Source organism: Actinoplanes sp. NPDC051513 (genome assembly GCF_044454685.1).
Taxonomy (GTDB): Bacteria; Actinomycetota; Actinomycetes; order Mycobacteriales; family Micromonosporaceae; genus Actinoplanes.
In genome coordinates this window covers 106449-119015 of record NZ_JBITDW010000005.1, presented here as the reverse complement: position 1 = coordinate 119015, position 12567 = coordinate 106449, and the positions used below count along the sequence as shown (strand labels likewise).

The window sequence follows — 12567 nt, the reverse complement described above, 5'->3', positions numbered from 1 at the left end:
TGGCATGGAGGCGTTCGCCGAGCGGGCCCGGCGGCTGAGCTGCCGCCCTACCCCCGAGGAGCCACGTGATCTACGTCGAAGCGCCCGCAGCGCTGGAGCGGACCACGAAACCGGTCCTGTTTCTCGCCGGCGGCATCACCGGCTGCCCGGACTGGCAGGCCGGCGTGCTCGAACTGCTCGGCGCCGCCGACATCGTGGTCGCCAATCCTCGCCGCGCGAACTTTCCCATCCACGATCCCGGGGCCGCGTACGAGCAGATCCGCTGGGAGTTCGAGCTCCTGCGCCGCGCCGACGCGGTCCTGTTCTGGTTCGCGGGCGGCCCGTCACTGCAACCCATCGCCCTGTACGAGCTGGGAGCGCACGCCGCGAATCCGGCCAAGCGCATCGCGGTCGGCGCCGATCCGGGCTATGCCCGCCGCCCGGACGTGCTGATCCAGCTAGGCCTGGTCCGGCCGGGACTGACGGTGCACGACGACCTCGGCGATGTCGTCGCCGACGCGGTAGCTCATCTCGACCACGCGGGATTGCGGTAAGTAATTGGCCTGTTGCGCTCAGTGAATTTGGGGCACCATCGTAGACATGGTGTTGTCCATCTTGGCGGGACTGATGACGCCGTTGGTCATCGGATTGGGTGTCGTGCTGGCGGCCAGGCGTCTGCCCCGGTGGTCGCCGACGGCGGGACGCGGCGTGGGCCGCGTCCCCGTGCTCGGGCTCGGGCTCGGCGTGGCTGTCGGCCCGGGTGCTGAAGCAGACGGCGACCGAGCTGAACGCGGCGGCGCGTGAGCTGAGCGCAGCGGGTGAGCTAAGCGCGGCGGCGGATGAGCTGAGCGCAGCGGGTGAGCTAAGCGCGGCGGCGGATGAGCTGAGCGCAGCGGGTGAGCTAAGCGCGGCGGCGGATGAGCGCCGTGGCGCAGGCCGCCGAGCCGGCCGCGCAGAGCACGGCCAAGGTCAGGGCGAGCGGCACCTCGAGCGGCGTGACGCGGTCGAGGATGCCGAGGATCAGCAGGGCGGCCAGGCAGACGGCGAACGCGACCGCGGCCAGGTGAGCGAGCACGCCGTGCCCGTCCGGCTCGGGCCGGCGCCCGCCCGCCGGGACGCGCAACGACTCGGCGAACTCGTCGGTCACCCGGACCAGCGACTCGGCGTCGACAATGCGCTGCTCGGCGGCGGTCAGGCGGCGCAGCTCGATCTGAGCCTGCGGGTGGGCGGGTTCGAGAGCCAGGGCGCGGCCATGGGCTTCGCGGGCGTTCAGGGGACGGCCGGCGGCGAACAGGGCGACGCCGTGTGCCACGTGCAGGTCGGCGTCGTAGTGGGCGAACTCGGCGCCGGCGGCCAGCACCCGCTCGGCCTCGGCGAGACGGCCGGCGGCCAGCAGGGCCCGGCCGCGGCGTTCGAGCAGGCGGGGGTTGCCGGGGTCCTCGTTGCAGGCCGACACCGCGGCGGCGACCGCGAGGTCGTGGCGGCCGGCGGCGGTGTAGGCGGCGCTCACCCAGTAGAGGGCTTCCAGGCCGTGCGGCTCCAGGTGCAGGGCTGCGCGGGCCGCGTCCAGAGCGGCGGCCGGGCGGCGCAGGGCCAGCTGGGCCCGGGCCAGCAGCAGCCAGGCGTCGACGTTGCCGGGCTCCTCGCCGACGACGGGGGCGAGCAGCGTGGCGGCTTGGCCGGCCCGCCCATTGCACAGCAGGTCGTCGGCCTTGCCGAGGAGGAGGTCGGTGCGCACTCCGGCACATTCGGCGGCGCGCCCGGCGACATGTGAAAGCCGCCGGGTGCGTCCCGGTTGCGCCGCCCGGAGAAAGCCGCCCGAAGAAAGCCGCCCGGAGAAAGCCGCCCGGAGAAGGCCGCCCGAGGAAGGCCGCCCGGAGAACTCAGTCGTTGCGATCCGACGCCGGGGCGGTGGCCCAGGTCACACAGCTGGTTCCTAACTGCACCCGGACGACAACCGAATCTGGCGGTTGCAAGTCAGGAGCGAACGGAGACAGCGATGACCGTACGGATCGGCGGCGCCGGTGGCGCCCAGTGGGGATCGCACATCGCCAGCATTCACCTGCGGACGGACTGCGTGCGGCTCAGCGCCGACGTGCGGGCCGGCGCGGACGAGCGGACGATCCGCCAGGACAAGGCCGCGATCGTCGAGACCCGGCGCGACATCGCCACGTTCCGGCGCTCCGGCCTGGTGGACATCACCGTGTAGCCAGGGGCACCCCGGCGAACGGAATCTGAGCCGGCTCGGCGGCGGAACCGCCGGCCGGGTGCCGCCATCTCCCCCGGCGGGCCAGCTCGGGCAGCACCCCCTCGCCGAACCAGTAGGCCTCCTCGAGGTGCGGATAGCCGGAGAGGATGAACTCGTGAGCGCACCCTACCTAGTTTTCCTACAGGCTAGGTAGGGCTAGATCTCGCGGCCGCCGCTTCCTGATCGGCGAGGATGGCGTCGACCGCCGCGAGCATCACCCGGGTGCGCGGCCTGAGCTGGGACAGCGGCTCGATCGCGGCGTCCAGGTCACGGTCGCGGGCGGCCTGCTCGAGCCGCTCGCAGACCTCGGCCAGGTCCTCCGCGCCGAGGTTGGCCGCCACCCCCTTGAGCTGATGGGCCTGCTCGCGCAGTCCGCCGGCATCGTCGAGGGCGACCGCCTGATGGATCTGCTCGACGTGGCCGGGCGCGTGCGCGCTGAGCCGCCGGAGCAGGCCGCCCAGCTCGGCCGGGCCGAGCGCCGCCCCGGCGCCGCGCAGCAGCTCGAGCCGCTGCTCGATCTGCGCGCGGACATCGCGTCCGTAATGCGGCATGAACGCCCATCGCTCCAGCGCGGCGGCCAGGTCGGCGGGCATCAGCGGCTTGGCCAGGTGATCGTCCATCCCGGCCTGCAGGCACCGCGAACGGTCCTCGGGCAGCGCCCCCGCCGTCATCGCGATGATCGGCACGTGCCGGCCGGGCCCCTCGGTCAGCCGGATCGCGGCGGTCGCCTCGTACCCGTCCATCTCCGGCATCAGGCAGTCCATGAAGATGGCCTGGTAGTGCTGGGTGGAGGCCATCTCCACCGCCTCCCGGCCGTTGACGGCCACGTCCGCGCTGTACCCGAGGTTCGCGAGGATTCCCAGCGCCACCGTCTGGTTGATGTCGTTGTCCTCGACCAGCAGCACGTGCCCGAGCCCGGACGGCGACTCCGCGGTCGTGCGCAGCGCCCGGTCCTCCGCCGGCTCGGCGAACACGCCGACCAGCGCGTCGTACAGCTGCGACTGCCGCACGGGCCGGGTGAGCACCGCGTTGAACCCGGCCGACCGCGCCCGCCCCGGCGGCGACGGCTCGCCGCCGACCAGGATCAGCTTCGGCGTGGGAATCGCCGGGTCGGCGACGACGACGGCCGGCAGGTCCGGGCTGTCGAGGATCATGACATCGTACGGGCGGCCGGCCTCCACCGCGGCGGTGAGCGCCCCCACCGCGGCCGTCTCGTCCGGCGCCGCCGTCGTCTCGATCACCCACGCCGCGAGCTGGTCGGCGAGCGGCCCGGTGTCCTCCCCCGCCATCAGCAGCACCCGCAGGCCGTCGAGCGGGTTGCGGTGCGGCGCCTCGGCGCTCGCCACGGCCGGCCAGAGCGGCACGGTGAACCAGAAGATGCTGCCCTTGCCGGCCTCGCTGATCAGCCCGATCTCCCCGCCGAGCACGCCGACCAGCTCCCGGCTGATCGCCAGCCCCAGCCCGGTCCCCCCGAAGCGGCGGGTGGTGCCGGCGTCGGCCTGGATGAACGGCTCGAACAGCCCGGCCTGCTGGTCGGCGTCGATGCCGATGCCGGTGTCGCAAACCTCGAAGCGCACCGGCACGCTGCCGTCCGGGAAGGCGCCCTCGGCGGGCCGCGCGGTGACCGACACGTTCCCGCTGGCGGTGAACTTGACCGCGTTGCCGGCCAGGTTGAGCAGCACCTGGCGCAGCTTGCCCGCGTCGCCGCTGACCTGCGCGGTCAACCCCGGGTCGCAGCGCGACGAGACGGTCAGCTCCTTGACGCCGGACGCGTCGACGATCAGGCCGACGACCTCGTCGAGCAACCGCCAGATCTCGAAGTTCGCCCGTTCCAGGACGACCTTGCCCGCCTCCAGCTTGGAGAAGTCCAGCACGTCGTTGATCACCGAGAGCAGGGCGACGCCGGCGGTGTTGATGCCCTGCGCGTACCGCCGCTGGGTCTCCTGCAGCTCAGTGCCGAGCAGCAGGCCGCTGAGCCCGATCACGCCGTTCATCGGCGTACGGATCTCGTGGCTCATCGAGGCGAGGAACTGCGATTTGAGTCGGGCGGTCTCCACGGCCTGGTCGCGGGCCTGGGCGAGGGCCTGCTCGGTCTGCCGGCGGGCGCTGATGTCGCGGGCGAACGCGTGGAACGTCGACGGGCCGTCGCGCCGGATCCGCCACATGGTCAGCTCGATCGGCAGCTCGCTGCCGTCGGCGGTGACCGCGCCCATCTCGGTGGGGCGGTCGAGCAGCCAGTCCCAGCGGCCCTCGAGGACCCGGTCGAGCGCGCCGGCGTAGCGGCGGGGCAGGATCGTGTCGACCACGTGCCGGCCGAGCACCTGCTCGCGGGTCCAGCCGAAGACCTGCTCGGCCTGCCGGTTCCACTCGGTGATCAGCCCGCGGAAGTCCATGCTGATGAACGGGTCGCTGGCCGCCGTCATGATCATCTGGAACTGCTCGCGCTCGAAGCGCAGCCGCCGCTCGGCCTCCACCTCGGCGGTGATGTCGTGCGAGATCGTCGAGGCGCCCACGATCCGCCCGTCCGGGTCGCGGATCGGCGCCATGCCCAGCGAGACGTAGATCGTGCTGCCGTCCTGCCGCACCCGCCGGGTCTCGTGGTGCTTGATCAGCTCGCCGGCGCGCACCCGGGCCAGCAGCCGCTTCTCCTCGTCGGGCCGGTCGAAGGGCAGGATCACGGTGACGTCCCGGCCGATCATCTCGGTGGCGGTATAGCCGTAGAGGCGGACGGCCCCCGGGTTCCAGGTGAGGATCGTGCCGTCGAGGGTCTTGCTGACGATCGCGTCGCTGGACGCGGCCACGATGCCGGCGAGCTGTGCGTCCGACTGCGCCTGGGCGAGCCGGTCGGTGATGTCCTGCACCGTGGCGAAGACGACGGTGCCGCCCTCGCCCTCGACCGCGGACAGGCTGATCTCGACCGGGCACTCGGTGCCGTCGCCGCACAGCGCGGTCAGCTGCAGGCCCTCGCCCATCGGCCGGGGCGTCGGGGCGGCCAGGTAGCCGAGCCGGTGCCGCACGTGGCGCTCCCGCAGCGGCACGGGCACGAGATCCTCCACCGTCATCCCGACCAGCTGCTCCCGGCCGTACCGGAAGACCTGCACCGCCCGGGAGTTGGCCAGCACGATCCGGCCGTCCGCGTCGGCGCAGAGCATCGCCTCCGGCGAGGCGTCGAGCAAGGCCTTGAACTTGCTCTCGGCGATCCGCAACTGGGTGATCTCGTTGGTCACCCCGCAGATCGCGTACGCCTGATCGCCGTCCTCCCGCAGCGCGAACATGGTCGTGACGAACGTCCGGGTGCCGTGCTCGCCGCTGGTCTCGTCCTCGAAGACCAGCGGGCCGCCGGCGTCGACGACGAGCCGGTCGCGGCGGGCGATCTCGGCCAGCTTCTCGGGGGTGTGCACGTCCCGGTCGAGACGGCCCGCGGTGGTGCCTGCGGGGATGCCGTGCAGCTGCTCGAACGCGGCGCTGGCCGACCGGTAGCATCCGTCGACGCCCTTGATGAAGAACGCGGTCGGGGTGAGGCGCAGGATCTCGTCCGACGCCGGGAGCCCGGACACGGGCCGCCGGCGGGCGGCAGCGAACCGGGTATGCCAGAACGCGCCCGCCCCCAGCAGGATCAGGCAGACGCCGGCGCCCACCGCCGCGGCCGGCGCGCCGCGCGGCATCACCACGGACACCAGCAGGCCCGCGCCGATCACGGCGGCCAGCACACCCAGGGACTGGAAGACGGCGGTCGTGAGCCGGGACGCCGGGCGCTCACCGGCGGCCGGGGACGACGACATGAGGCACTCCTCCCCCTCGTTATATCCGGAATATCACCTTCACCGCGTATTTGGGGCGGTAATTTCCTAGGTGGGGCTACCAGAAGGAGGGATGCCGTGGCGACGGTGCTCGTCGTGGACGACGTGGCGGCCAACCGGGAGCTGATGGCCATGCTGCTCGGTTATCGCGGGCACGAGGTGATCGAGGCCTGCGACGGCGCCGACGCGCTCGCTCTCGCCCAGAGCCGCCATCCCGACGTGGTCGTCTCCGACGTCCTCATGCCCGGCATCGACGGCCTCGAGCTCGTCCACCGGCTGCGCTCCGCGCCCGACGAGCAGGCCGCGCACGCCCCGGTCATCTTCTACACCGCCAACTACCTCGAGCCCGAGACCCGGCCGATCGCCGAGGCGTGCGGCGTCTCCCAGGTGGTGCTGCGCAGCGCCGACCCGCGCGAGCTGCTCGACGCCGTGGACGACGCCCTCGAGCACGGGCCGGTCGAGATCGCCCCGCGGCCGGCCCACGAGTTCGCCACCGTGCACGCGCGCGCCATCAACGCCAAGCTGGTCGAGAAGGTGCGGGCGCTACGGCACACCGAGCGCCGGTTCGAGGCGATGGCCGCCTCCTCGCCCGTCGGGATCGTCCTGCTCGACGCGGGCGGCAGCGCCACGTACGTGAACCCCCGCCTCTCCGAGATCACCGGCCTGCCCACCGACCGGCTGCTCGAGCGGGGCTGGCTGGCCTGCCTCGAGCCGGCCAGCCACGCCGAGGCCCTCGACATCGTGCGCACCGGCGTCACCGAGGCGGTCGAGCACCGGTACCGCAACCGGTTCGTCCGCGACGACGGCGACGCCCGCTGGCTGCGCGTGCACCTGCGGCCGATCCGCGACGCCGAGGCCGACCTGGCCGGCGCGGTCGTCATGGTCGACGACATGACCGACGTGATCGCGGCCGAGGAGCGGGCCGGGCGCGAGGTGCGCCAGCGGCAGGAGGAGGCCCGCCGCCGCGACGCCGAGCGGCTCGACAGCCTGCGCCGGATGGCCGGCGGGATGGCCCACGACTTCAACAACCTGCTCGGCGCGATGCTCGGCTTCCTGACCCTGGCGATCGAGCAGATCACCGACGAGGTCGACGCGGGCCGGATGACCTCGGCCACCGGCTCGGCGCTGCTCGGCGACCTCGAGCAGGTCACCAAGGGCGGCGAGCGGGCCAAGAAGCTGACCGAGCAGCTGCTCGCCTTCGGCCGGCGCGAGATCAGCCAGCCCGAGGTGGTCGACGTCGACACGTTCCTCGCCGACGCCGCCGGGGCGCTCGCCGACGTGGCCGGGCCGGGGATCAAGCTCGACCTGCGGCCCGGGGACGTTCCGCCGGTCACGATCGACCCGCGGCTGCTCGAGCGGCTGCTGAACCTGCTCGTACAGAATGCTCGCGACGCCATGCCGGACGGCGGGACGATCGCCGTGACCACCGGCCGGTCCCCCGCGGGCCACGCCACGATCAGCGTGTCCGACGACGGGCGCGGCATGCCGCCCGAGGTGCTGGCGCGCGCGTTCGAGCCGTTCTTCTCGACCAAGCCCGGCAGCCGGTCGGCGGGGCTGGGGCTGGCCACCGCGCACGGGGTCGTCACCCAGGCCGGCGGGGAGATCACCCTGACCTCGGAGCCCGGCCAGGGCACCACCGTGCTGATCACCCTGCCGCCCAAGCCCGGCACGCCCGCCCTGGCCGTCAGCTCGCCGCAGCCGCCCCCGCCACCGGCGCCGGACGCCGACGGCGGCCTGACCGTGCTGCTGGCCGACGACGAGGAGGACCTGCGGGACGTGACCGCGCGGTTCATCGCGAAGGCCGGCTACCGGGTGCTGACCGCCGCCGACGGCAACGAGGCCCTCGAGGTCGCCGAGCGGCACGCCGGTCCGATCCACTGCCTGGTCACCGACGTGATGATGCCCGGCATGGACGGCCGCCAGCTGGCGCACAAGTTTCTCGAGGACCACCCCGACACCAAGGTCATCTTCATTTCCGGGTACGCCGAGGCGCTCATCGACGACAACGGCCGCTCCCTGGAGCCGGGCCGCACGGTCCTGGCCAAGCCGTTCTCCAGCGCCGAGCTGACGGCCGCCCTCAAGGCCGCGCTGCCAAGGCGGTGAGCACGGTCTCGACGGCCCGCACGTACGCCTCGTTGTCGAGCGTCTCGTCCCAGGTGGTCTGCAGGACGAGGCCCTGGTAGATCGCGATCAGCACCCGGGCCAGCGCGTCGGCGTCGGGCGAGCCGAGCGCCTCCGCGACGGCCGCCCGGGGGTCGTCGACATTGCGGCGGGAGAGGTCGCGGATGCGCTCGTTGCGGACGGCCTCGGCCCAGATCTGCACGCCCAGGCGGTTACGGTCGGCGGTTTCCGGGCGGCCCACCTCGCGCAGGTAGTCGAGGTAGGCCGCGGACCGCTCGCCGACCGTGCCGGTGGCGAAGACCTGCCGCTGGTCGTGCCACTCGGTGACGATCGCAGCGATCATGTCGTCCTTGCCGGCGAAGTAGCGGTAGACCAGACCGGCGCTGATCCCGGACTCGCGGACGATGTCCTGCATGCTCGTGCGGTGAAAGCCGTCGCGGGCGAAACAGGCGGCGGCCGCGTCGAGGATCTGCCGCCGCCGGGCGGCGAGGTGGGCGTCGCTGACCTTCGGCACTACTGGATCTCCGCTTCCGCGACCCGGTAGAAGGAGGCGGCGTTCTCGTCGCGGCCGAGCGGCTGCAGGTAGCGGTCGGCGGCATCGCGGGTGGACATGTCGAGGGCCAGGCGCATGTCACGCTCGGCCAGGTAGGCGGGCAGGGCGGCCGGGTCGAACCCGAACGTCCAGGGCTCACCCTGCCGGCGTACGGCCTGATGCCAGCTCTCCGCGCCGGCGACCTCGCCCCGCAGGACGCGCCGGTCCACGTACGTGAAGATGAGCTTGCTCCCGGTGGCCGTGAGCGCCGCGAGACGCCGCAGCGTGGCGTCGACGGCGGCCTCGGTCAGGTAGTTCGTGACGCCCTCCCACACCACGACGGTCGGCTCGAGCGCCGCGAAGCCGGCGGCGAGCAACGCCGCACCCAGATCTTCGGTGAGCAGGTCGACCGCGACGTAGTGCACGTGCCGCCGCCGCTCGGGCCGGACCGCGCCGCGCACCAGCCGCCGCTTGACCGCCTGGGTGGCCGGGTGGTCGGCCTCGAAGACGGCGACCCGCTCGATGCCCGGCAGCCGGTAGGCGCGGCTGTCGTAGCCGGCGCCGAGCAGCAGCACCTGCCGGGCGCCGTGGGCCAGCGCCTCGGTCACGAGGTCGTCGATGAGGCGGGTGCGGGCCACGGCACTCGGGCGGGGGCCGGGCCAGCGGCGGTCGATGTATTTCTCGAGCCGTTGCCCGATGAACCGGATCTGGGCGGCCCGCGCCAGCCCGCGGTAGCCGCCGTGCAGGAAACGAACCGCCAGCGGGTCGTCGAAGACCCGGTCGTGGCCGCGCGCCGTCTCGAGCGCCCGGAAGAGCGCCACCTGCTCGGCGGTGCGGCTTGCCTTGTTCCGCATGCCGCGACTTTAGATGAACGAACGCCCATTTTTCTAGGTCCGGCCCGATTGATTAGCGCGGCTACTCATTTCCGATCGGGGATCGTCGTTGGACATGATCGCGCGGCGGCCGGGATGCTGATCGGCATGACTGACGCGTATGACGAGCCGGCCGGGATCGCCGCCCGCGGAACGGTGCTGGTGGCGGCGGGGCGCGGCGAGACGGCCGGCGCCTACGTCCGGTTCGGCCGCCGGATCTCCGCCGACGGCTACCGGGTGCGGGTGCTGCCCGACGTGACCGCCGACCTGGGCGCCTCGTTCGCCGCCGCCGAGAAGCTGCTGGTCGACGACGCCCTGCCCGGCCCCAAGGTCATCGCGGGCTCGGACACCGGCGCGCTCTTCGGCCTGGCCCTCGCCGCCCGCAGGGCGCCCGGCCTGGACGCTCTGATCGTGGCCGGGCTGCCGATCGCCCGCCCCGGCGGGATCAACCTGCTCGGCTGGGACGACGAGGTCACCGCCCGCACCGCCTGCCCCAACCACCAGCGCGTCCTGGGCGAGGGCGCCGCGACCCCGGGGGCGCTCTTCGCGGCCCCCATTCCTCCTGCGTTGATCGGCCATGCGGGCAACGTGTGCCTACCGACGCTGGGCCTGCACGGCGACGCCGACACGATCAGCCCGCTCGACGAGGCCCGGCCGCACTACCCCGGCACGCTCGTCGCCATCGCCGGCGGCCGCCACGACGTGCTCAACGACGTCAGTCACCGCACGGTCGCCGCGACCGTCGTGCTGTTCCTCGAGCGCCTCCGGCTCGGCGCCGACCTCCCGGTCATCGCCGCCACTCAGTGAAACCCGTCGATCTCACGCAACTGCCGCCGGTCACGCGGGCGTTGGCCTCGAAGGCGCGCACGTACGACGAGAGCGGCGAGTTCCCGCGTCAGAGCCTGGAGGTCGTCCACGAGGCGGGCCTGCTCACCGCCACGGTGGGCCGGTCGCACGGCGGGCCCGGCCACGGCGCGGCCGACCTGACCCGCATCCTGCTCGCCCTCGGCCGCGGCGACCCGTCGGTCGCGTTGATCGCCTCGATGACACAGTTGGTGCACCTGCTGCAGGCGCACCAGCCGGCCTGGCCGTCCGCCCTCTACGAGCGGGTCCTCGCCTCCGGCGGGCTCGGCCTGCTGAACACGCTGCGGGTGGAGCCCGACCTGGGCTCCCCCAGCCGGGGCGGCCTGCCCGCGACCGTCGCCCGCCGGACCGCGGACGGCTGGTCGCTGACCGGCCGGAAGCGCTTCTCCACGGGCGCCGCAGGGCTCGACTGGATGCTGATCTACGCCGCGACCGACGGCCCGGCGCCGCGGGTCGGCAACTTCGTCGTGCCCGCCGGCGCGCCCGGCATCACGATCGAGCCCACCTGGAACCAGCTGGGGCTGCGCGCGAGCGGCAGCCACGACGTGGTTCTCACCGACGTCGCGATCCCCTCGGACAACTTCCTGGCCGCGGCCGCGCCCGCCGAGGCTCTCCACCTCCCGCTGACCGCGATCTACGTCGGCGTCGGCCGGGCCGCGCAGGACCATTTCCGCGAGTTCGCCCGGTCCCGGGTGCCGTCCAACCTCGGCCGGCCGGTCGCCACCACCGAACGCTTCCGGGCGGCGGCCGGCGAGATCTCGGTGCTGCTGGACACCGCCGAGCGGCTCCTGCTCGACGTCGCCGCACGCTTCGACGCCGGTCTCCCGGTCCCCGATGCGGGGGCCGCCCGCGTCGTCGCCACCCGGCACGCGGTCGCCGCGGTCACCCTCGCGACACGCCTGCTCGGCAATCCCGGCCTGAGCCGCGACAGCCCCCTGGAACGCCAGTTCCGCGACGTGCAGTCCGCCCCGGTGCACGCGCCGCAGGAAGATGTCGCCCTCCAGGCGATCGGCAAAGGCGATTTGATGCCGGCATGACACGCCTGGCGAATCGAGGAACGCGAGTACCGGCGGCAGGAGGAGCGGCGCGGCCGCCGGCACGCGTACACCAACAACGCCACCCTCTACACGATCTACCGCACGTACGGCGACGTCCGCCCCACCGGCGAGGTCCTCAATCTTCTGAGCTGACCGCCCGAATCAGTGTTGCCAACCGGCACCGCGGCGAGCAAGGCTGGGGTTGCGCCGGCTACTGAGGAGGCGGCCATGCTCAAGCTGCGCATAGTGGTAGGCGCCGACGGTTCCGCCGGCTCGATCGCGGCGGTCCGCTGGGCCGCGGCCGAGGCCATGCTCCGCGGGGCGGAGTTGCGGGTGCTCACCGCCTACCACCGCCGAGATCCCCACCAGCACGGCGACGACGGCGCGGCCGCCGTGGTCCACGACGCGGTCGTGCAGGCGAGAACGGTCGCCCCCGACGTCGAGGTCCGCGGGATGGCCCTCGCCGGCTACGCCGCCCCGCTGCTCCTGCACGCCGCCGAGGAGGCCGCGCTGCTGGTGGTGGGCGACCGGCGCCGGGGCACCCTCCCCGGCCAGCCGCTCGGCTCGGTCGGAAGCCAAGTGGCCACCCACGCCAAGGCCTCGGTGGTGGTGGTACGCGGCCATCCCGTCGACGGTCCGGTCGTGGTGGGCGTCGACGACGGCCCCACGGCGTCGACGATCATCGGCCGCGCCTTCGAGGAGGCCGCGCTGCGCCAGGCATCCCTGCTGGCCGTGACGGCCCAGCCGAACGGTGGCACGCCGTCCACGACCGCCATGGAGTCGCTGGGCGCCGACCTGAACCCTCATCTCGACCCGTGGCGTTCGAAATATCCGTCGGTTCAGGCCGAGCACGAGTACGCGCCCGGCCGCCCCGACAAGGTTCTGGTGCAGCGGTGCCAGCAGGCGCAGCTGGTGGTCGTGGGCCCCCGCCGGCACGGCTACGAGGGCGTCATGCTGGGCGCCATCGGCACCGGGTTGCTCCGTCGCGCCGAGTGCCCGGTGCTGATAGCCCGCTGACCCACGGCTTCGTCTCTCATCTGCCCCGTCTCATCTGCCCCGTCTCATCTGCCCCGTCTCATCTGCCCGTCTCATCTGCCCCGTCTCATCTGCCCGT

The 12567-nt window shown here is 73.2% G+C and carries 11 protein-coding genes and 1 pseudogene; 7 read left to right on the top strand and 5 right to left on the bottom strand.

The features are described from left to right. Positions 1-65: 65 nt before the first annotated feature. Both ACIA5D_RS18320 and ACIA5D_RS18315 read left to right on the top strand, forming a co-directional pair. Positions 66-533 (top strand): nucleoside 2-deoxyribosyltransferase domain-containing protein, encoded by a 468-nt coding sequence (locus ACIA5D_RS18320; protein WP_396031138.1) that lies wholly within the window; start codon positions 66-68, stop codon positions 531-533. Between the two features lie 46 nt (positions 534-579). Further along, positions 580-783 carry a hypothetical protein gene (locus ACIA5D_RS18315; RefSeq protein ID WP_396031137.1) on the top strand — a complete coding sequence of 68 codons (204 nt, stop codon included), beginning with the start codon at positions 580-582 and terminating at the stop codon, positions 781-783. Between the two features lie 97 nt (positions 784-880). Here the strand turns inward: ACIA5D_RS18315 and ACIA5D_RS18310 are convergent, their stop codons facing one another. Further along, on the bottom strand, positions 881-1717 hold the full coding sequence (locus tag ACIA5D_RS18310; protein WP_396031136.1) for a tetratricopeptide repeat protein: 837 nt from the start codon (positions 1715-1717) through the stop codon (positions 881-883). A 261-nt stretch (positions 1718-1978) separates the two neighbouring features. Between ACIA5D_RS18310 and ACIA5D_RS18305 the strand changes: the two genes are divergently transcribed. Then, complete coding sequence (locus ACIA5D_RS18305) at positions 1979-2188, top strand: hypothetical protein (RefSeq protein WP_396031135.1); 210 nt, start codon at positions 1979-1981, stop codon at positions 2186-2188. Here the strand turns inward: ACIA5D_RS18305 and ACIA5D_RS18300 are convergent. Then, positions 2178-2342, bottom strand: a pseudogene (locus ACIA5D_RS18300) (alkanesulfonate monooxygenase); the annotation flags it as partial. The gene ACIA5D_RS18305 and the pseudogene ACIA5D_RS18300 sit on opposite strands and share 11 nt — an antisense overlap. A 31-nt stretch (positions 2343-2373) precedes the next feature. Next, positions 2374-6009 carry a PAS domain S-box protein gene (locus ACIA5D_RS18295; RefSeq protein WP_396031134.1) on the bottom strand — a complete coding sequence of 1212 codons (3636 nt, stop codon included), beginning with the start codon at positions 6007-6009 and terminating at the stop codon, positions 2374-2376. Between the two features lie 96 nt (positions 6010-6105). Between ACIA5D_RS18295 and ACIA5D_RS18290 the strand changes: the two genes are divergently transcribed. Further along, positions 6106-8130, top strand: a complete 2025-nt coding sequence (locus tag ACIA5D_RS18290) for a response regulator (RefSeq protein ID WP_396031133.1) — start codon at positions 6106-6108, stop codon at positions 8128-8130. Here ACIA5D_RS18290 and ACIA5D_RS18285 read toward each other — a convergent pair. Together ACIA5D_RS18285 and ACIA5D_RS18280 are read right to left on the bottom strand one after the other, a co-directional pair. Then, the gene (locus tag ACIA5D_RS18285; protein WP_396031132.1) at positions 8105-8662 is read right to left on the bottom strand and encodes a TetR/AcrR family transcriptional regulator; all 558 of its coding nucleotides are present in this window, start codon (positions 8660-8662) and stop codon (positions 8105-8107) included. The genes ACIA5D_RS18290 and ACIA5D_RS18285 overlap by 26 nt on opposite strands. Then, positions 8662-9534: a class I SAM-dependent methyltransferase gene (locus ACIA5D_RS18280; protein WP_396031131.1), complete on the bottom strand. Its 873-nt coding sequence runs from the start codon at positions 9532-9534 to the stop codon at positions 8662-8664. Before ACIA5D_RS18280 ends, ACIA5D_RS18285 begins: the two co-directional genes overlap by 1 nt. Positions 9535-9660: 126 nt before the next feature. Between ACIA5D_RS18280 and ACIA5D_RS18275 the strand changes: the two genes are divergently transcribed. The 3 genes from ACIA5D_RS18275 (at position 9661) to ACIA5D_RS18265 (ending at position 12470) form a co-directional block, all read left to right on the top strand. Continuing rightward, positions 9661-10359: an alpha/beta hydrolase gene (locus ACIA5D_RS18275; RefSeq protein ID WP_396031130.1), complete on the top strand. Its 699-nt coding sequence runs from the start codon at positions 9661-9663 to the stop codon at positions 10357-10359. Beyond that, positions 10356-11453 (top strand): acyl-CoA dehydrogenase family protein, encoded by a 1098-nt coding sequence (locus tag ACIA5D_RS18270; protein WP_396031129.1) that lies wholly within the window; start codon positions 10356-10358, stop codon positions 11451-11453. The genes ACIA5D_RS18275 and ACIA5D_RS18270 overlap by 4 nt, the downstream gene beginning before the upstream one ends. Before the next feature lie 228 nt (positions 11454-11681). Beyond that, entirely contained in the window at positions 11682-12470 is a 789-nt protein-coding gene (locus ACIA5D_RS18265) for a universal stress protein (protein ID WP_396031128.1), read from the top strand. Positions 12471-12567: the final 97 nt, after the last annotated feature.